Genomic DNA, 18,572 nt, shown 5'->3' on the forward strand with positions numbered 1-18,572 from the left:
TATTGGAAGTACGAGGACGACCTCGGCCAAGGTGGTGATAGCAGTCGGGACGGCCCGGAAAAATACGGGAGTTATCGATGCGCACGATCAAGGATCGTATCCGCCACGCCCTCAGCTTTGAAATCATCGGCCTTATTATCATCATACCGCTTGGCGCTATCGTGTTTAGCATGCCGGCCGAAGATATCGGCGTCGTCGGCGTCGTCAGCGCCACAATTGCGACTGCATGGAACTACATTTACAATTTGGGCTTCGACCATGCCATGCAGCGCGTGAAGGGTACGACGCAGAAAACCACGCTCATCCGTGTTGCGCATGCCGTCATGTTTGAACTCGGCCTGCTGATTGTCCTCATGCCATTTATCGCGTGGTATCTCGGGATCAGCATCATGCACGCGCTGGTGATGGACATATCCTTCGCGCTCTTCTACGTCGTCTACGCCTTCGTTTTCAACTGGTGCTACGACAGGCTTTTTCCTCTACCGGAATGGAAGACAGCCTCCTCTGCAGAGCAGATCTAGGCTGCTATCAGAACAACAATAAAAACGCCGCGTACAGTTTCTGTACGCGACGTTTTCTTTTTGAACTGGCTGACACAGAGCAGTAGGAGTGAAGGACACTCAGACCTGCTTCTCTGCCTTTTACAGTGACTTGAGCGTCCAGGCGACGATGTCGCGGGTTGCACCAGCGAACGCGCTGTCTATACCCTTGACCAGATTGGCGTTGCCGGAACCGTTGATACGGGCGCTGGAGCGGAACACTTCCTGCGCCCGCACAGTACCGTTCTTATCGTTCAGCAACTTTACCGAAATCTCGATATTGGCGACGTTCTTCGTCGTATCGACCTCGAATGCGCGAATATCCGTCACGACCTGATAGTCGATGGCGAGGCCCTGGCCAGGACGACCGACGCCCCCGAGCTTGCCCGTGTCCTCAAACGCTTCAACAAGCTTCGACTGGACCATGCGCGGCAAGCGGTCACTCCACTGCGATCCCGCGAGATACTGCATCTCGGAGCCTGACAGACGCACCACAATGTTCTCACTGTCCAATGCCTTCAACGCGGTCGGATCCGCGATCAGCAACTGCCTTGAGCGCAGTGTAGGACCTTGCGTGACGGACGTAGACGTCACGGACAGATCGAATGTGTCATTCTTGGCGCTACCACCGCAGCCTGCCAGCAAAGCTGCAAGCACAGGTAACGTGACGAGCGCTTTGCTGCCCGACCGGTAGGAAGCCTGCCCGCGCATCAACGAAATTTTCAAAGTCGTACCTCCCGTCAACGCCTTGTACGGCCGTCATATTGTTTTACGTTTTCGCCACCGAAGATCAGTCGCTGCGGATCGCGATCAAAATTCGAAATGGTGTTGTTCAGATTGTCGACGGTCTGGCGAGTGCTGCCAATCAGCGCCTGGAAATCCTTCAAGCCGGAACCTGAGAAGCGCGCGAGATTGTCTGCAATCGGACCGATACGTGCGTTGAGATTATCGGCAACAGCCTTGAACGATGCCAATGTCTCACGAGCCTTGGAGAATAGCGAATTGGCATCATCGGTTCCAAGCAGTCCGTCAACTTTCGCCAAAATTCCATCGACGCGGCTGGAAGCGAGGTTCAGCTTGCGCGACATATCGGTAAAATCAGCAATTGCCTGATCGATATCCGGGCGGCGCGTGCCAACGTCGTCTGCAATCTGGCGGAATGTCGACATTGCCTGACGCGCATCGGCAGTGGCGGTGGACACGTCGTCGACCACATTGCCAACCTTTGACGGGTCAACCGAGGCCAGCAGCTCGTCAGCCCTCTTCACCACGACCTGAACCTCGGAACTAGCCTGTTCGAAATTGCGCGAAGTGCGCTGCACCGTTTCCATCACGTCCTGAATGCCGCCAGACGATGCTGCCACGTCTGACGTCACCTTGTCGACATTGGCCAGAATGGAGTCGATCTTCTGCGAATCGACAGCCTTCACAAGGTCTTCAACCGCTGTGAGTGTGCTGTCTAGACGGACAGAGACCGACTGAACTGTCGTGGACAGTGAGCTCAGGCTGGAAATGAAATTCTCGATACCATCGGAATTGGAAGCCAGCGCATTGGAGAACTTCTCCGCATTGCGCACGGTCTGTGTCAAAGGTCCGCGCGCATCCTGCACAAAGCCCTGCAACTCACCGATAGCGCCATCGGCGCGGCGCAGGATCTTGTCCGCTGTTGCCAGAAGGTTGGTCACGCTGGATAGGTCAGCCGTCAGTTCTGCAGGCACGCCAGTGTCGAACGACTTCTGCAGGATACGCTCTTCATTGTTGCGACCGCCTGATAGTTCGATATAGGCAGCACCCGTCAAGCCCTGAATTTCAAGCACGGCACGGGTGGATGGAAACACGGGTGCATCGGCCTGCACTTCCGTAAATGCGATCGAATAGGCCGGGTCGTCGCGGTCAATAGAAAGGCCACGCACTGTGCCCACGGGAATACCGTTGAAGCGAACCGGCGAACCGACGGACAGGCCGTTGGCAGAGCCCGGAATACGGATCGTCAATTGTGCAGTTGGACCGCCCCGTCCGAATTCCGCCATCCAGTACACGAAGCCGAAGGCGGCTGCGATGATGATCAGCGTGAAAATTCCGACGATGGTGTAATTTGCCTTGGTTTCCATGGCTATCCGTCACTCCCCGGAATGTGTTGCGTGCCGTCGGGAAGAACAACGGCGCGTGCCCGCTTTCCGCGGAAATATGATTGAACCCAAGGATCGTCGCTTTCGAACATTTCCTCGAGTGTACCTTCTACAGCAACCTTTTTATCGCCAAGAACGGCAATGCGGTCGCAGACCGAGAACAGACTGTCCAGGTCGTGGGTGACCATATAAACGGTCAAACCCAGCGAATCGCGCAGACGCGCAATCAGCATATCGAATTCCGCTGCACCGATAGGATCAAGTCCAGAGGTCGGCTCATCCAAAAACACCAGATCGGGATCCAGCGACAGAGCGCGCGCCAATGCAGCGCGCTTAATCATGCCGCCCGAAAGCTCAGACGGGTATTTGTCAGCCGCATCAGGGGCCAAACCGACCATCTCGATCTTGATGGCAGCAAGCTCGTCCATCAACTGCTGCGGCAGATCCAGATATTCGCGCATGGGAAGCTGAATGTTTTCTTTCACGGTCAAGCCGGAAAACAACGCACCCTGCTGGAAGAGAACACCCAGACGCGTGTCGAGCCCCATCCGCTCTTCGTCCGTCGCCTTGTCATAATCCGTTCCGAGTATCTTGATGGTTCCGCCCTGACGCGGAAGAAGCCTCAAAACGGCCCGCATCAGTACGGATTTACCGGCACCGGAAGGCCCGATAAAACCGAGAATTTCTCCACGGTAGACATCAAGATCAAGGTTATCGAGGACCACCTTGTCACCAAACGCAACAGTCACGCCCTCAACCGAGAGAATGACTTCCCGGTCTGCTTTTTTCTTTTCGGTTTTCAATGCCTGCTCTTGCACAGCCTCTCCCTCAAAAATCGATGGCTGCGTAGAAGATGGCGAAGACGCCATCGACCAGGATGACGACGAAAATGGATTTGACCACGGATGATGTCACGTGCTGGCCAAGAGATTCGGCACTTCCGCCAACTTTCATGCCTTCCACCGCCGCGACAATGCCGATGATCAGCGCCATGAACGGCGCTTTGATCATGCCGGAAGCAATTGTCGAAGCCTCCACGGCTGAATGCAGGCGGGATACGAACACTTCAAACGTTATGCCGGAATAAAGGAGCGAAACGACAGCAGCGCCAAACAATGCGGCGAAGTTGGCGATAATCGTCAACAGCGGCAGCGCAATCGTCAGCGCCACCAGCCTTGGAAAGACCAGCACGCCTACCGGATTGAGCCCGATGACTTTCAGCGCATCGATTTCCTCGCGCATTTTCATGGAGCCGATTTCTGCGGTAATCGCGCTACCGGACCGGCCAGCAATCATAATGGCGGTCAAAAGCACGCCAATTTCACGCAATTGCAGAATGCCGACGAGATCGACCACAAAAACTTCAGCGCCGAAATATCTCAGCTGGAACGCGCCCTGCTGCGCGATGATAGCGCCAATGAGGAACGACATCAAAAGGATGATCGGAACAGCGCGAACGCCCATGTGATCGATCTGGTTGACGATGGCTGCAGGAGAAACCCCGCGCCCGCGCCCCAGCTTCATCTGCGCACCGCGCACGGCAGAGCCGAGAATATACATGCCCGCCAGAAAGTCCGCGCCAGCCTGCACAACATTCTTGCCGATAGGATCGAATATGCGCTGAACAACACCGATCTTGTTATTATTCTTTGGCGGCAGAGGTGCCTGGTCCGGCAGACCCGCGATAATTGCTTCGAAGCGCTCATTGCCTTCAAACGCGACCTCTGTACCAGACTTGTCCATCCGGTTGCGCAGCCGGCGCAGCAGCCACGCGCCCGTGGTGTCGATGTCCTCGACACCCGAAAGGTCAATCGTTACAGGCCCAGAGGATTTTGAAGTCTCGATCTTCTCAATGTCTGCGAGAACGGGCGAGACATTGGCGTTGCGCCAGGAACCGCTCAGAACATAGCGCGCAGCGCCACGATCTGCGTTGTCATCCGCTACGATCGCTGCCGGTTGCGCCTTTTGCTGTGCCTCAAGTTCTTGCATCTTGCTCCAAGCGAATGCAGCCTATTAATAAATGAGTAACGACTCATATCCATTGACGGATCACCAGGCCACAGGGATCACGTCAGATTCCGATCATTTGTTGTTGGCAACCGGATTTTACATCAGACGAAAGGTTAAATTCGATGAGCCGTTACCTTGAAGCCACAGCGGAGGCCTTTCCCGTCGCCGGAAGTTTCACCATTTCTCGCGGAAGTCGGACAGAAGTGGTGGTCGTGGCGTGTACCATCACGGAAAACGGCTTCATCGGACGGGGCGAATGTGTCCCTTACGCCCGCTACGGCGAATCAGTCGAGGGTGTCCTGGCCGATATAAGCGCCGTGTCAGATGCGATCTCGAGCGGCATCGACAGGATGGAACTCCAGCGCCTCATGAAGCCAGGTGCCGCGCGCAATGCGGTGGATTGCGCCTTATGGGATCTCGAAGCAAAACAATCCGGCAAGTCCGTTTCCGCGTCGCTGCTTTCCGTAGAGCCGCAAGCCATTATCACAGCGTTTACGATATCGCTGGGCGATGCGGACACGATGGCGGCCAAGGCAGCGGAGAATGCATCGCGCCCGCTTCTGAAAATCAAGACCGGAACAGAGGATGACGCCTCGCGCCTTCGCGCCGTCCGGGCAGCGGCTCCCCACGCACGCATCATCGTCGATGCAAATGAGGGGTGGACCGAACTCAATATTGAGTACCATCTTGCCGTCGCAGAGGAATTGGACATCGCGCTCATCGAGCAGCCATTGTCTGTGGGAAAGGATTCTATCCTTTCGCGCATCAAGCGCCGGGTGCCGATCTGTGCGGATGAAAGTGTCCACCACACGGCGGATCTCGCCTCCTTAAGAGATCGATATGATGCCATTAATATCAAGCTAGACAAGACAGGTGGCCTGACGGAAGCACTCGCCATGAAGAAAGAGGCCGAACGGCTCGGCTACACCATCATGGTCGGCTGCATGCTGGGCACCTCGCTCGGCATGGCGCCTGCCCTCATGCTTGCTCAGGACACGGCATTTGCAGATCTCGACGGTCCTCTCCTGCTGGCGCGGGATCGTGTTCCGGGCCTTCGCTATGAAGGATCACTCGTTTTCCCGCCAGAGCCGGAGCTCTGGGGCTGAACCTCACGCTGCCCGTTGGCCGATCAGCCCAGCAATATTGACGGGCTCCAGCTCATGCACCGTCGTTTCGAGCTGCTCGTCGGACTTCATCCACGTAATTAGCTCAAAGGTTCCGTCGGCATTCTCGGCAACGGCTGTGCAGCTCTCCACCCAGTCGCCGGTGTTGATGTAACGGATACCGTCTATATCCTGCATCACGGCATGGTGGATGTGACCACAGATGACACCATCGACGTTGTTGCGACGTGCTTCATCTGCCACCACACGCTGAAACTCGCCAATGAAGTTGACCGCATGCTTAACCTGAAGCTTGGCCCAGGCTGAGAAGGACCAGTAAGGCAGGCCAATGCGGCGGCGCACGGCGGCGAGCAGAACATTGATTGCAATTGCCGCGTCATAGGCCCAGTCACCCAGATAGGCTAACAGACGGGCGTTGCGAACCACCACGTCGAACTCATCACCATGGATGACGAGGTACTTCTTACCGTCAGCCGCTTCGTGGATCATTCGTTCGGCAACTTCTATTCCGCCGAAATGGGTTCCTGGAAACTCCCGGAGAAATTCATCGTGGTTTCCCGGAATATAGACAATGCGTGTACCCTTGCGCGCCTTGCGCAGCAGCTTCTGCACAACATCGTTGCAGCCCTGTGGCCAGTACCAGTTGCGGCGCAGGCGCCATCCATCGATGATATCGCCAACAAGGATAATGGTATCAGCCTCGTGATGGCGCAAGAAATCCAGAAGGAAATCTGTCTTGGCCGCCTTGGAGCCAAGATGCACATCTGAGATGAAAAGCGTTCTGAACTGCCTGGCTTCGGTTTGCGCGGCCATGGAATGGTTCCCTCTGTCTCGGCAACTTTCTCCCTCTGCAAAACCAGACTCGTGTTTCAGCAAGATGACAAAGCGCCATTTCCGCAGATCGGCGTGCTTTTTACGCAACTTCGAATGTACGGATTTTGCGCAGTCCAGATGAAATAAACGGCTGTACGCACTGCCTGATTGTTGTATGCAAAGGCCTCCCAGAAACTTGAAATAAAGCGGTGATAGAATGAGTTCTCAGGACACGGGCAAGACGCAAGACAAGAACCCCAATGCGGATCTGGAAGAACAGGCGCTTTTCTATCACCGTTATCCTCGCCCCGGTAAGCTGGAAATCCAGGCATCCAAGCCGCTTGGCAACCAGCGCGATCTGGCGCTCGCCTATTCCCCGGGCGTTGCTGCCCCTTGCCTCGCCATTCATGAAAACCCTGAAATGGCTGCAGAATATACGGCACGCGCAAATCTGGTTGCGGTGATTTCCAATGGTACAGCGGTGCTGGGCCTTGGCAATATCGGTCCACTGGCCTCCAAACCAGTCATGGAAGGCAAGGCCGTCCTGTTTAAGAAATTCGCAGGCATCGACGTTTTCGATATCGAAATCGACGCACCGGGCGTCAATGACATGGTGTCGACCATTTCGGCGCTCGAGCCCACCTTCGGCGGCATCAACCTAGAAGACATCAAGGCACCGGAGTGTTTCGAAGTCGAGCGCCAGCTTCGCGCCAAGATGAATATTCCCGTCTTCCACGATGATCAGCACGGCACAGCCATCATCGTTGCGGCTGCCGTGACGAACGCGCTAGAACTGGCTGGCAAATCAATAGGTGACGTTAAGATCGTTGCGTCGGGCGCGGGTGCCGCAGCCCTCGCCTGCCTCAACCTGCTGGTCGTGCTAGGCGCAAAGCGCGAAAACATCTGGGTGCACGACATTGAAGGCCTCGTCTATGAAGGACGCAACACCTTGATGGATGAGTGGAAAGAGATCTACGCGCAGAAGACCGATAAGCGCGTCCTGAACGAAACCATTGATGGCGCCGATGTGTTTCTCGGCCTGTCTGCCGCTGGCGTTCTGAAGCCGGAGCTTCTGGCCCGCATGGCTGAAAAGCCTCTCATTCTGGCACTCGCCAATCCTAACCCTGAGATCATGCCGGAACTGGCCCGCAGCGCGCGCCCCGATGCGATGATCTGCACCGGTCGTTCCGACTTTCCTAACCAGGTCAACAACGTCCTCTGCTTCCCCTACATCTTCAGGGGTGCGCTGGATTGCGGCGCGACGACGATCAACGAAGAAATGAAGATGGCCGCGGTTCACGCGATTGCGGAACTGGCGCGTGAAGAAGTTTCGGAAGTCGCCGCCAAAGCCTATAGCGACGAGACGCCAATCTTCGGACCGAACTATCTCATCCCCTCACCTTTTGACCCGCGCCTCATCCTGCGCATCGCTCCTGCGGTGGCACGTGCTGCCGCTGCTAGCGGCGTAGCCGCACGCCCCATCACAGATTTCGACGCCTATCTCGATCAGCTGAACCGCTTTGTCTGGCGCTCCGGCTTCATCATGAAGCCAATTTTCAATCTGGCGAAGACCGCAGAAAAGAAGCGCATCATTTTCGCAGAAGGTGAAGATGAACGCGTTCTGCGCGCCGCACAGGTTCTGCTGGAAGAAGGCACAGGCGTCCCTATTCTCATTGGTCGTCCGCAAATCATCGAGGCGCGCCTGAAGCGTTTCGGCCTTCGTATTCGCCCGAACGCAGACTTTGCCGTGGTCAATCCGGAAGACGATCCACGTTACCGTGACTATGTGGATGACTACTTTGCGCTGGTCGGTCGTGCCGGCATCAACCCGGAAGCGGCGCGCACGATTGTTCGTACCAACAGCACCGTCATCGGCGCTCTCTCCGTCAAGCGTGGCGAAGCGGATGCCCTGATATGCGGCCTCGAAGGTCGCTTCGACCGCCATTTGAAGGATGTGAACCAGATCATCGGCAAGAGCGAGGGTGCCCACACATTTGGCGGCCTCAGCCTGCTCATTACCCAGCAAGGCGCAATCTTCCTCACCGACACCTTCGTGAATTACGAACCAGCGGCTGAAGATCTGGCGGAGCTTGCAATCCTTGCAGCCAAGGAAATCAAACGCTTCGGCATCACGCCAAAGATCGCTCTCGTCAGCCACTCCAATTTCGGATCTCGCGATTCCGAAAGCGCACGCAAAATGCGCCGTGCCTTGCAAATGGTGCGCAGCGCAGCGCCAGAACTTGAGATCGATGGCGAAATGCAGGGCGGGTCAGCACTTTCGGAATCGCTGCGCAAGCGTGCAATGCCCAACAGCTCCCTTTCTGGTGAGGCAAACCTTCTGGTGTTCCCGAACCTCGATTCGGCCAACATCACCCTCGGTGTTGTCAGGACGATGACCGAAGGCCTGCACGTTGGGCCAATCCTGCTGGGCTCGGCACTTCCCGTTCACATCCTGTCACCAACGGTGACATCGCGTGGCGTCGTCAACATGGCAGCGCTGGCTGCGGTGCAGGCTTCCCACCCTTCGGTGTAATCGCGGGTTAACATAATTTTGAACACGGCCTTGCCGCTTTGAGGTGGAGCCTTATGTTATCCTGAACTAAAGCACGTCATCCGCATCCTGCGGGTGACGATTACAGGATATGACCTGCACCATGGCAGGACAGGAAACGGACGGACAATTGATCCCGCGCCGACACCGCATGATCGGCACACTTGCCTTGCTCCTGCTGGCTGCGCCCGCAACGGTGCAAGCAAACGATGTGTGCGAGACGCTTCGCTCGCAGCTGGAACAGCAGCCAAGGCAGACATTTGGCAACACCGCAGAGGTGCGGCGGATCGCCAATGCGCTGGCCCAACAGAACATTCTGATCCGGCGTATCAAGAATGACATGCGTGGCTATGGCTGCACCTCCGGAAGCATCATCACCTATGGCAATCCCAATGCTGAGCTATGTGGCGAGATTGGCTATGCGCTGGAGCAGGCAGAAGCCGAACGGGACATGATCGCGCAAGACCGCAACCGCATGCTTGCCGACCAGCGGAGCGAAAATGCGCAAGGCTCGCGAGATCGCATTCTGGCCGAGCTCAATGCGCAGGGATGCTACGACGAACAGCCATACTATAGCACCACGGACCCATCTGAAAATCCCGACATGCAAGAGCCCATTGGCGGGTATGGCGCGGCAGACAATCAGGACTACGCACCAACGCCCGATATGCCAATGCAAGGAGGCCTGAGAACCCTTTGCGTTCGCACATGCGATGGCGCGTTCTTCCCGATTTCATCGGATGCGACGCCGCTCGATTTCAAAGATCAGGCCGCGCAATGCGAAAGAATGTGCCCGGGCACACAGACCGAGCTTTTTTATCATGAGCTTCAGGGCCAGGAGAGCGCGGACATGGTTTCTGCCAAAACCGGCCAGCCCTATGCTTCCATGCCAACCGCATTCGCTTATCGAAACAGCACCACCGCCAATCGTTCCCCCTCCTGCAGCTGCAATATGACCGCCAATGGCGACCCGATGAAGAAGCAGGATGGCAAGGCAAGCGGACCGCAATCGACGCCTGCGCAAAGCTCTGCCAGCATCACCACCATCCCGTCACCGAAAGGTGACACAGCGCCAAAACCTGCGGAGACCAAGCCGGTGGAGAAGGCTGAGCCGATCCCTGAGCGCGATTATGATCCTGCTAAAAACAAGGTGCGAATCGTCGGACCCCAGTTCCTGCAGGAAGAAGCAAGCCGGATCGACCTTAAGAACCCGGCTCTTCAGGGCGCCCAACCGCAGCAGCAGTAAGTGGCAGCGCCCTGCCCTTACCTCTGGCCCCATCTGTCTTGAAAGACGAGGTCTTCAAGCCGCAGCCTTTGCCGCCAACCCTTCACCGCAAGTTCCGGCTCGGTGTACAGTTCATCAACCCGACCAAGACAGAGCCACGCGACGATTTCGATGTGATCCGGGATCGTGAGAATCTCGCGAATATCGGCATCGTGAAAGATGCTGACCCAGCCCACGCCAACACCCTCTGCTCGCGCAGCAAGCCATAGGTTCTGTACGGCGCAGACGGTGGAGTACACATCCATGCGCGGATTGTGGGTCCGGCCCAAAACGACGTCACCACCCCGCGTCGGATCGCAAGTCACACAGATGGAAAGCGGCGCTTTGCGAATGCCCTCAAGCTTCAGGCTACGATAAAGATCCTGCTGCTCGCCGGCAAACATGTCCGCCGCTTCTGTATTGGCGCGGCAAAAGGCTTCATAGGCCCGCTGGCGGGTGGCAGGGTTCGTTACAAGTGTGAAGTTCCAAGGCTGCATGAACCCGACCGACGGCGCTGCATGGGCAGCAGCGAGTAATTTCGCTACGAGATCATCCGGCAGTGGCTCCGGCAGAAACTGGTCGCGAACGTCGCGTCTGGTTTCAATCGCTCGGTATACCGCCGCCTTGTCTATGTCTGAAAATGCCTGTGCCTTCCGCACCGCATGTTGAAAATCATCATCCTGCATCGTCAATCCCCAACAATACAGGGCTTATGCCGCTTATCAATAAAACGCGCAAGCAAGCACTGCTTTTCCCGGATTGGTCGGAACCGCGACCCCGCCTCTCGCATTCTAGACGAAAAGGAGAATGCAGATGGATTGCTATACGGAATTGCGTCAACAGATCGGCCAGGACCTAGACACACTCAAAAGCTCCGAGGGGCCAAAGTCGATTTTCGAGCTGGCAGACGCCTATCTTCTGGCCGACGCAGACCTGACACGGCAGGTGGTGGAAGACATAATCAAACAGGAAGCCGACAAGCGTTCCATTGAAATTCACTGATCGAAACCAGATATCTAGGCGGGGATGGGCTGATAATTGGAGAGTATGCGGGTGATGTCATAACTGAGAATTCGCTCATCCTTATATGTATCAGCGTCGTTGTCGCCATTCTCGCGAGTATCATTCTCGCGTCGCGCCATCGCGACAAACTCATCATCAAAATCGCAACGACCGCTCTTCCGAAGAGCGATGACGCGACACCTCTCGACAGACACTGGACGGATATCAGGCGCGAACAGAGCCACGCAAATGCACTGTCTTTAATCCAGTCCAACATGGCCGCTTTTGCAGCACGGGTAAACTCAGCGCGCGCGGCAGGCCGAAGCCTTGATCTCATGTATTACATGTGGAATGCCGATCTCACCGGTCAGCTCATGATGCGTGAGGTTATAGCCGCCGCGGATCGTGGTGTCAGGGTCCGCTTGTTGCTGGATGATCTTGGCGTATCTATTTCCGACCGCGTTTTCCAAGCCATAGACAGCCACCCCAATATCGAGCTGAGGCTCTTCAATCCCACGAAGGCTCGGGAAAATGTGGTTCGTCGAGGATTGGAAATGGTGCTGCGGTTTCGCAGCGTCAACCGGCGCATGCACAACAAGGCTTGGATCGCCGATGGCCGCATTTTGATCGTGGGCGGACGTAATATCGGTGATGCCTATTTCGATGCTGCGGAACAGGCCAACTTCCGGGACTTCGATGTCATCGCGCGTGGCGACTGCATTGCAGACGCCGAGGAGATTTTTGACGATTACTGGAACAGCGCCGTCTCCGTGCCAGTCCGTTCGCTTCTAGCGCGTCGGCCTTCAAAGCTTGCCAAACTCAGACGCAAGATGGACATGCTGGCTTCAGGAGCCGCCGCACGCCCCTATCTGGAGAAAGTTGAAAGTCAGCATCACTCCGGCAGTTTTTTGATGTCAGACAGTTTGCACTGGGTTGATAATGCCAAGGTGGTAGCCGACCCAGCAGAAAAGGCCGCTGGCAAGCGCCGCAGTGGCCACAATTTCCTGATGGAAACACTTCTGCCTGTCATGGAAGACACGGCACAGCAGTTGAATATCACATCGCCCTATTTCATCCCCGGGCAGAAGGGGGTTGAAACCTTCTCCCGCCTTTCCGCCTCAGGCGCATCCGTTTGCATCCTGACCAATTCTCTGGCAGCGACCGATGTCGCGGCGGTGCATGCCGGTTACTCCCGGTATCGCAGGCCGCTCCTCACCAACGGTATCAAGATCCACGAACTCCGCTCGCTGGCTGACCAGAACAAGTCCTTCTCCCTGCGCGGCTCAGGGCAAGCCAGCCTTCACACCAAGGCGTTTACACGCGACAGTGAAATCGGCTTCATCGGCTCGCTCAACTTCGACCCGCGGTCCATGTCGCTCAATACGGAAATGGGAATGCTGTTTTCCTCTCCTGAGCTCGTCGAAGAGATGGACGTGATTTTCAAAGAAGAAACCAGCCGCCAGATGAGCTTCGAACTGACGTTGAACGAGCGCAGAAATGTCACTTGGACGGGCATGGTCAAAGGCGTTCCCAAGCGATACCGCCGTGAGCCCTACGCCAGTTTCAGCCGGCGCCTCCTGGTCGGCGTTATGGGGCTTCTTCCACTCGAATCTCAACTCTGAACAAAACATGCAAAGTGAACTGATCGATTTTCCCTCTCAGGCATTTTAGCTCTATGGAAATTCAGGAGAAATCGATGTTCATCGCGCCGCCCGACCCCAAAACGAGCATTAAAATAGCGGAAATGTACCGCAGTGCCGAAAGCACTCACGGTTACCTGCCCAATATGTATCGCGCTTTTGGCCACCGTCCGGAAGTCATGGAAAGCTGGAGTGCGCTTCTCTCAAGCCTGAGAGGAAATATCGAGCCACGCAGATATGAACTCGTGACACTGGCCGCAGCACGGGAGCTCAAATCATCCTACTGCATGCTGGCGCACGCCTCTGTGCTGGCCACTGAGGGGCTGGGTGCTGAGGAGCTGGCCAGCATCGTGAACAACGCAGAAAACGCGCCGCTGAATGAACAGGAGCGCGCAATCATGTTTTTCGCAACAAAAGTAGTTCGTGATGCGACTTCGATCACGCAAGCAGACATTGACGCCTTAAAAACCCATGCGCTGACCGACGCCGAAATTTTCGACATCGTGGCAGCAGCGGCAGCAAGATGCTTTTTCTCAAAAACACTTGATGCGCTGGGCACGTCCCCGGATCAGGCCTATGTCGATAAGCTTGGGCCAGAGCTTTCCGAAAAGCTTGCGCTCGGGCGGCCGATTGAACGAGACGCCTGAGCTATTCAGCTTACGTCAGGCAGCAGCCTTTTTGCCGAGCAGTTTTGCTGCCTGGATCTGAACCAGCGTATCAAGGTTCTGATTGACGCGGCAATAGAACTCTTCATCAATGAAGGGGCGCAGCATGAAGTCATTGCCGCCCGCTTTCAGGAAGCGTGCCGACAAGAGACGGTTGTTGGAGGATGAGACGCCAATGATGCGCAACTCGTGGGAGCCGCGCATGGTGCGGATGCGGCGGGTCAATTCAAAGCCATCAATATCAGGCATGTTATAGTCAGTCACAACAAGGCCGATGTCAGGATTCTTGCGCAGGATTTCCAGCGCTTTTGCGCCGTTTTCAGCAAGGCTGACGCGGAAGTTGTAACGCTTCAGGCGGCTAGACAACAAGGCGCGTGCGGTTGGGCTGTCGTCGACGATCAACACATGGTGGCGATGGTTCGTCAGGAAGCGGCAGACGGATTCCGTCAACATATCGACTGCGAACACATTGTCCTTGAGAATATAATCGACCACTTCCTTGGTGATCAGCTTTTCGCGCGTATCTTCGTGGAAGGTGCTCGTAAAAACGATCGTTGGGATGGAAAGGTCAACGAGGTATTCCAGCGCTTCGCCGTTCTCTGCGCCGGGCAGGTTGATGTTGGACACAGCAAGTGTGACCTCTTCCGAAGAACGCTCATAGCATTCCTGCAATTCTTCGAAGTTACGGCAGATCTCTACAGAGAGACCAAGCAATTCATTCAGCCGTCCGCCGATCATTTGGGTGAAAACGTTTGAGTCTTCAGCAAGCAATATTCTCGTGTTTTCAAATGCCACGCCGGCATACTGCATGCCTGTTATACCTAGAAAATTCATAGTGCCCCCAAAGACCAAACCAGCTTTGAGATCGACAATACACTCTGATATTTTCAGAATAATTAATCCACAATCGACTTGCGAACTATGGTTACCTATTCGCAAACCATTTTCTCTGCCGTTATGCAGAAAAATCAGACCGTCATGAGCTTTAAGGTGTCGATAACCTTCTGGAAATCGTAAGGTTTGGGGAAGAAAACGCTGCGCACCGGCAGCGATTGGTCGGTTGGGGTATGATGCCCAGATGTGACGACAATACCAAGAGGCTTGCTGACAGCCCTCGCCCAATTCGCAAGCCCCACTCCGTTCATGCAGCCGGGCATGTCGACATCAGTGAAAAGAACGTCGATATCGGTGCGGCTTTCCATGATCTCTATGGCTTGATCGGCTCCTGTTGCCTCGACAGCGTCGAAGCCTGCATCCTCCACCAGATCAACCGCCATCATCCGTAAGAGCGGGTCGTCCTCCACGACAAGTACCACTTGTCTGGCATATGCGTTGCGCTGTCCCATGGCTACTACCACCTGTTTTTACATCCAAGCGTCGTATCGTCGAGAGTTCGTGACCTTGGATAGAACAACGCCCACCCGAGCCGCATGTTCCTTCAAGCCCGACTGAATCAGGCCTGACAAGTCTCCATTATGGGACAGCAACGGCGAAATTCCCCTCTCTCATTCATGATAAGGCTCGGACAGAACGAGGCATTCCTGCACCGACAAGCAGATGCTGACCAGTGATGGAACACGCGCTTTTCGATGCAAAAAACGCACCAGTGGCCGCGATTTCTTAGCTTTTCGCAGCACGCAGCATTGGCGTTACCGCGCTACTTGAGCCACCCGGCAATGCGACCCACAGCTTCGGCAATGTCCGACACTGAACCGGCATAGGAAAACCGCAATGCGCGGTGGCCTTCCAGCGGGTCAAAATCCATGCCGGGAGTAGCTGCCACGTCGATTTCCGCCAGCATGCGTTTGGCAAACTCCATGCTGTCATTGGAATATCGGCTGGTATCGACATAGGCGTAAAAAGCACCGTCCATCGGCGATGCCAGGGGCAGACCAAGTTCTGGCAGGCGGGTCAAAAGAAAGTCACGGTTGGTGCGATAGCTTTCCTTGTAGACATCCAGTTCCTCCTCTGCGGAGAAAGCCGCAGTGGCAGCCAACTGCGACAATTCAGGAGCGGAAATGTACAGGCTCTGTGCCAGACATTCGACGGGACGGATTAGCTTTTCCGGCAAGACCATCCAACCAATACGCCAGCCGGTCATGCAATAATATTTGGAAAAGGAATTGATGACGATGGCATTGTCGCTCACCTCGACCGCACTCGTCTCATCGCCGACAAATGTCAGGCCATGATAGATTTCATCTGAAATGAACGCGATATCGCGGCTGTCGCAATAGGACATCAGGCGCTTAAGGGCTTCGCGTCCGGTCACCGTTCCTGTCGGGTTTGCGGGGCTCGCCAACAAAACGCCCTTGAGCTTGCATCCAGCCTTGGTTTCGGCGCGCTCAAGACTGGCGGGCGTCAATGTGTAACCCGTCTCCGCCGTTACCGGCACCTCAACGACCTTAAGCCCCAGCGCTTTGAGAATATTTCGATAGGCCGGATAACCCGGACGGGCGATGGCAACGGCGTCGCCAGGATCGAACAGAGCAAGAAAAGCAAGATTGAACCCTGCCGAGGAGCCGGTGGTCACGGCAATGCGTGCAGGATCTACAATCGCACCATGGCGCAGCCTGTAGCTGGCGGCAATGGCCTCGCGAAGCTCGCGAAGGCCCAAAGCATCCGTATAGCCAATGCGTCCATGCTTGAGCGCAGCTTCGGCGGCTTCCAGCGAAGCGCGTGGAGCGGAATGTGAAGGCTGCCCCACAGCCATGGAAATAACGGGGCGTCCTGCTTGTCTTCGCCTGTTTGCTTCCGCCAGAATATCCATGGCGTGAAATGGCTCGACAGCGCTTCGCTTGGACAACGTTATCAATGCATGCTCTTTCTTCGAAAACCGTCGGACATTTGCCGCATTATTGCGGTCTTCACAATGGCGGGATCGCAACGGATCGATTTAATTTGCGATGTCTGAATCGCAGCTAATAGGGTAGATGCGTGGGACTACAGAATCACCATTTTGCAACAAAACGATGAGGACCGACATGGCACCCTTCTTAAAATCCACGGCTTTTGCCTGCATGACGGCCCTTTCAACTGTTTTCATATCCCTGCCCGCGCATGCGCTGGATGAGCAGCAGAAAAAAGAGTTCGGCGCCTTCATCAAGGAATACCTGATCGAGAACCCCGAAATCATGCTGGAAGTTCAGGAAGCGCTCGAGCGCAAGCAATATGAGACACGCAATGCCAAAGCTGCCGACGCCGTCGCTGGCAACGAGAAGGCGCTGTTTCAATCGAAATACGACCTTTCTATTGGCAACCCGGATGGCGATGTCACCCTGGTCGAGTTCTTCGACTACAATTGTGGTTATTGCAAACGCGCTATGGCTGACGTGGACACCATTCTGAAGATCGACAAGAAGGTGCGTTTCGTCCTCAAGGAATTCCCGATCCTCGGGCCTGAATCGGTCGAGGCCCATAAAGTCTCCAACGCCGTCAAGTTAATCGCGCCGGAAAAATACCCTGAGTTCCAGCGCACCCTGCTTGGAAGCTCTGGCCGCGCCAATGAAGAAAGCGCCATTGAAGTCGCAACATCTCTTGGCCTGAAGGAAGCGGACATCCGTAAATCCATGGCTGAAAACAAAAATGACGCGCAGGTCAAAGAAGCCTATCAGCTTGCGACAGAGCTCGGCATCACCGGCACACCGTCTTACGTCATTGGTAATGAGGCCGTATTTGGCGCAGTCGGCGCGGCGCCACTCAGCGAGAAAATTGCTAACATGCGGACATGTGGCAAGGCGACCTGCTCGTAAATCAGTGTAAATCGAAGCTTGGTGCCTGAAAATTAAGGACAACAGCTGGTTAGAGTGCATCGGGGCTTTTCCTCCGCCGTTGCGCGGTCTATAGGTGGCGCTGATTTTTTGGCGGAACGACAAATGAGCAACACAATCTTCGTCCTCAATGGACCCAATCTCAACATGTTGGGAAAACGGGAACCTGGAATTTATGGCGGCAAGACGCTGAAGGACATTGAGAACGACTGTGTGAAAGCTGGCGAAGAGCTTGGCTTCTCCGTGGAGTGCCATCAGTCAAACCACGAAGGCGCACTGGTCGACCTGCTGCATGAGGCTGGCGAACGTGCGGCAGGTGTCATCATCAATCCCGGTGCCTATGGGCACACATCAATTGCCTTGCACGACGCCATTCGCGCCATATCGGTTCCAGTCGTGGAAGTTCACATTTCCAACATACACGCACGTGAAGAATTCCGTCATAAATCGATGATAGCGCCAGCCGCAAAGGGCATGGTCTGTGGCTTCGGACCTTACGGCTACATCATGGCTCTCAACGCTTTGAAGAATATCACGGCATAAAAGAAACAATCAGAATAGGGTTTGTCATGTCAGAAAAGAAACACGGTATCGACAAGGAACTGATCCGCGACCTCGCGAACATTCTCAACGACACCGACCTTTCCGAGATCGAAGTCGAGCAGGACGATCTGCGCATTCGCGTCTCCCGTGCAGCACCTGCGCCGATTTACGCAACAGCACCCACACAGTACGCACCTGCTCCTGCCGCCGCACCAGTTGCTGCAGCACCCGCAGTCGCACCAGGCATGGCCGCTCCTGCTGCCCCTGCCCGCAACCCGGCCAACACGGTAACGTCGCCCATGGTTGGCACCGTCTACCTGTCGTCCGCTCCTGGCGCACGCCCGTTCGTTGAAGTCGGCGCCACCGTCAAGGAAGGCCAGACGATTCTGATCGTTGAAGCCATGAAGACCATGAACCAGATCCCGGCTCCAAAGTCTGGCAAGGTGACAGAAATCATCGTGAACGACTCGCAGCCAGTGGAGTATGGTGAAGCCCTCGTGGTTATCGAATAAGGGCTCATTT

19 protein-coding genes are annotated in these 18,572 nt (G+C 55.6%); 10 read left to right on the forward strand and 9 right to left on the reverse strand.

Features of this window, described 5'->3' with window-relative positions; translation table 11 throughout:
- The first annotated feature begins 77 nt into the window (after window positions 1-77).
- On the forward strand, window positions 78-521 hold the full coding sequence (locus ACQZ51_RS11320; protein ID WP_448777242.1) for a PACE efflux transporter: 444 nt from the start codon (window positions 78-80) through the stop codon (window positions 519-521).
- A gap of 120 nt (window positions 522-641) precedes the next feature.
- On the opposite strand, the gene ACQZ51_RS11325 is transcribed toward ACQZ51_RS11320, so the two are convergent.
- From ACQZ51_RS11325 to ACQZ51_RS11340, 4 genes are read right to left on the reverse strand one after another with little or no spacing between them, the layout of a single operon-like run.
- Window positions 642-1,250 carry an ABC-type transport auxiliary lipoprotein family protein gene (locus tag ACQZ51_RS11325; RefSeq protein WP_448777584.1) on the reverse strand — a complete coding sequence of 203 codons (609 nt, stop codon included), beginning with the start codon at window positions 1,248-1,250 and terminating at the stop codon, window positions 642-644.
- Window positions 1,251-1,279: 29 nt separating this feature from the next.
- A complete protein-coding gene (locus ACQZ51_RS11330) occupies window positions 1,280-2,650 on the reverse strand; it encodes an MlaD family protein (protein WP_448777244.1) in 1,371 nt (456 codons plus the stop codon).
- A 2-nt stretch (window positions 2,651-2,652) separates the two neighbouring features.
- Window positions 2,653-3,471 (reverse strand): ABC transporter ATP-binding protein, encoded by an 819-nt coding sequence (locus ACQZ51_RS11335; RefSeq protein ID WP_448777246.1) that lies wholly within the window; start codon window positions 3,469-3,471, stop codon window positions 2,653-2,655.
- 25 nt (window positions 3,472-3,496) lie between these two features.
- The gene (locus ACQZ51_RS11340; protein ID WP_448777248.1) at window positions 3,497-4,657 is read right to left on the reverse strand and encodes an MlaE family lipid ABC transporter permease subunit; all 1,161 of its coding nucleotides are present in this window, start codon (window positions 4,655-4,657) and stop codon (window positions 3,497-3,499) included.
- A gap of 143 nt (window positions 4,658-4,800) precedes the next feature.
- Here ACQZ51_RS11340 and dgcA point away from each other — a divergent pair, with 143 nt between their 5' ends.
- Window positions 4,801-5,784 carry an N-acetyl-D-Glu racemase DgcA gene (gene dgcA / locus ACQZ51_RS11345; protein WP_448777250.1) on the forward strand — a complete coding sequence of 328 codons (984 nt, stop codon included), beginning with the start codon at window positions 4,801-4,803 and terminating at the stop codon, window positions 5,782-5,784.
- Window positions 5,785-5,787: 3 nt separating this feature from the next.
- Here the strand turns inward: dgcA and ACQZ51_RS11350 are convergent, their stop codons facing one another.
- The gene (locus ACQZ51_RS11350; RefSeq protein ID WP_448777252.1) at window positions 5,788-6,615 is read right to left on the reverse strand and encodes a UDP-2,3-diacylglucosamine diphosphatase; all 828 of its coding nucleotides are present in this window, start codon (window positions 6,613-6,615) and stop codon (window positions 5,788-5,790) included.
- Between the two features lie 217 nt (window positions 6,616-6,832).
- Between ACQZ51_RS11350 and ACQZ51_RS11355 the strand changes: the two genes are divergently transcribed.
- Both ACQZ51_RS11355 and ACQZ51_RS11360 read left to right on the forward strand, forming a co-directional pair.
- On the forward strand, window positions 6,833-9,148 hold the full coding sequence (locus ACQZ51_RS11355) for an NADP-dependent malic enzyme (RefSeq protein WP_042619591.1): 2,316 nt from the start codon (window positions 6,833-6,835) through the stop codon (window positions 9,146-9,148).
- Between the two features lie 121 nt (window positions 9,149-9,269).
- Entirely contained in the window at window positions 9,270-10,412 is a 1,143-nt protein-coding gene (locus tag ACQZ51_RS11360) for a DUF2865 domain-containing protein (protein WP_448777255.1), read from the forward strand.
- A 17-nt stretch (window positions 10,413-10,429) separates the two neighbouring features.
- On the opposite strand, the gene bluB is transcribed toward ACQZ51_RS11360, so the two are convergent.
- Window positions 10,430-11,116, reverse strand: coding sequence for a 5,6-dimethylbenzimidazole synthase (bluB, locus tag ACQZ51_RS11365; RefSeq protein WP_448777257.1), 687 nt, complete (start codon window positions 11,114-11,116; stop codon window positions 10,430-10,432).
- 127 nt (window positions 11,117-11,243) lie between these two features.
- Here bluB and ACQZ51_RS11370 point away from each other — a divergent pair, with 127 nt between their 5' ends.
- The 3 genes from ACQZ51_RS11370 (at window position 11,244) to ACQZ51_RS11380 (ending at window position 13,719) form a co-directional block, all read left to right on the forward strand.
- Window positions 11,244-11,432 (forward strand): hypothetical protein, encoded by a 189-nt coding sequence (locus ACQZ51_RS11370; protein ID WP_042619593.1) that lies wholly within the window; start codon window positions 11,244-11,246, stop codon window positions 11,430-11,432.
- A 59-nt stretch (window positions 11,433-11,491) separates the two neighbouring features.
- Entirely contained in the window at window positions 11,492-13,054 is a 1,563-nt protein-coding gene (locus ACQZ51_RS11375; protein ID WP_448777586.1) for a phospholipase D family protein, read from the forward strand.
- A 74-nt stretch (window positions 13,055-13,128) separates the two neighbouring features.
- Complete coding sequence (locus ACQZ51_RS11380) at window positions 13,129-13,719, forward strand: carboxymuconolactone decarboxylase family protein (RefSeq protein WP_448777259.1); 591 nt, start codon at window positions 13,129-13,131, stop codon at window positions 13,717-13,719.
- Between the two features lie 15 nt (window positions 13,720-13,734).
- Here the strand turns inward: ACQZ51_RS11380 and ACQZ51_RS11385 are convergent, their stop codons facing one another.
- The 3 genes from ACQZ51_RS11385 to ACQZ51_RS11395 form a co-directional block, all read right to left on the reverse strand.
- Window positions 13,735-14,571: a response regulator gene (locus ACQZ51_RS11385; RefSeq protein WP_448777261.1), complete on the reverse strand. Its 837-nt coding sequence runs from the start codon at window positions 14,569-14,571 to the stop codon at window positions 13,735-13,737.
- 134 nt (window positions 14,572-14,705) lie between these two features.
- On the reverse strand, window positions 14,706-15,083 hold the full coding sequence (locus ACQZ51_RS11390; protein ID WP_448777262.1) for a response regulator: 378 nt from the start codon (window positions 15,081-15,083) through the stop codon (window positions 14,706-14,708).
- Between the two features lie 311 nt (window positions 15,084-15,394).
- Window positions 15,395-16,507 carry a pyridoxal phosphate-dependent aminotransferase gene (locus ACQZ51_RS11395; RefSeq protein ID WP_082249972.1) on the reverse strand — a complete coding sequence of 371 codons (1,113 nt, stop codon included), beginning with the start codon at window positions 16,505-16,507 and terminating at the stop codon, window positions 15,395-15,397.
- 214 nt (window positions 16,508-16,721) lie between these two features.
- On the opposite strand from ACQZ51_RS11395, the gene ACQZ51_RS11400 reads away from it, so the two are divergent.
- From ACQZ51_RS11400 to accB, 3 genes are all read left to right on the forward strand, one after another.
- A complete protein-coding gene (locus ACQZ51_RS11400) occupies window positions 16,722-17,489 on the forward strand; it encodes a DsbA family protein (protein WP_448777264.1) in 768 nt (255 codons plus the stop codon).
- Window positions 17,490-17,612: 123 nt separating this feature from the next.
- Window positions 17,613-18,050: a type II 3-dehydroquinate dehydratase gene (gene aroQ / locus ACQZ51_RS11405; RefSeq protein WP_448777266.1), complete on the forward strand. Its 438-nt coding sequence runs from the start codon at window positions 17,613-17,615 to the stop codon at window positions 18,048-18,050.
- A gap of 26 nt (window positions 18,051-18,076) precedes the next feature.
- Window positions 18,077-18,562 (forward strand): acetyl-CoA carboxylase biotin carboxyl carrier protein, encoded by a 486-nt coding sequence (gene accB / locus ACQZ51_RS11410; RefSeq protein ID WP_448777267.1) that lies wholly within the window; start codon window positions 18,077-18,079, stop codon window positions 18,560-18,562.
- Window positions 18,563-18,572: the final 10 nt, after the last annotated feature.

The sequence above is a fragment of the Agrobacterium sp. CG674 genome (assembly GCF_053521645.1).

Coding starts and splice junctions, on each gene's coding strand:
- aroQ (WP_448777266.1), top strand. CDS start 17,613: ATGAGCAACACAATCTTCGTCCTCAATGGACCCAATCTCAACATGTTG.
- ACQZ51_RS11320 (WP_448777242.1), top strand. CDS start 78: ATGCGCACGATCAAGGATCGTATCCGCCACGCCCTCAGCTTTGAAATC.
- dgcA (WP_448777250.1), top strand. CDS start 4,801: ATGAGCCGTTACCTTGAAGCCACAGCGGAGGCCTTTCCCGTCGCCGGA.
- ACQZ51_RS11370 (WP_042619593.1), top strand. CDS start 11,244: ATGGATTGCTATACGGAATTGCGTCAACAGATCGGCCAGGACCTAGAC.
- ACQZ51_RS11350 (WP_448777252.1), bottom strand. CDS start 6,615: ATGGCCGCGCAAACCGAAGCCAGGCAGTTCAGAACGCTTTTCATCTCA.
- ACQZ51_RS11395 (WP_082249972.1), bottom strand. CDS start 16,507: ATGGATATTCTGGCGGAAGCAAACAGGCGAAGACAAGCAGGACGCCCC.
- ACQZ51_RS11380 (WP_448777259.1), top strand. CDS start 13,129: ATGTTCATCGCGCCGCCCGACCCCAAAACGAGCATTAAAATAGCGGAA.
- bluB (WP_448777257.1), bottom strand. CDS start 11,116: ATGCAGGATGATGATTTTCAACATGCGGTGCGGAAGGCACAGGCATTT.
- ACQZ51_RS11355 (WP_042619591.1), top strand. CDS start 6,833: ATGAGTTCTCAGGACACGGGCAAGACGCAAGACAAGAACCCCAATGCG.
- ACQZ51_RS11330 (WP_448777244.1), bottom strand. CDS start 2,650: ATGGAAACCAAGGCAAATTACACCATCGTCGGAATTTTCACGCTGATC.
- accB (WP_448777267.1), top strand. CDS start 18,077: ATGTCAGAAAAGAAACACGGTATCGACAAGGAACTGATCCGCGACCTC.
- ACQZ51_RS11325 (WP_448777584.1), bottom strand. CDS start 1,250: ATGCGCGGGCAGGCTTCCTACCGGTCGGGCAGCAAAGCGCTCGTCACG.
- ACQZ51_RS11340 (WP_448777248.1), bottom strand. CDS start 4,657: ATGCAAGAACTTGAGGCACAGCAAAAGGCGCAACCGGCAGCGATCGTA.
- ACQZ51_RS11385 (WP_448777261.1), bottom strand. CDS start 14,571: ATGAATTTTCTAGGTATAACAGGCATGCAGTATGCCGGCGTGGCATTT.
- ACQZ51_RS11400 (WP_448777264.1), top strand. CDS start 16,722: ATGGCACCCTTCTTAAAATCCACGGCTTTTGCCTGCATGACGGCCCTT.
- ACQZ51_RS11390 (WP_448777262.1), bottom strand. CDS start 15,083: ATGGGACAGCGCAACGCATATGCCAGACAAGTGGTACTTGTCGTGGAG.
- ACQZ51_RS11360 (WP_448777255.1), top strand. CDS start 9,270: ATGGCAGGACAGGAAACGGACGGACAATTGATCCCGCGCCGACACCGC.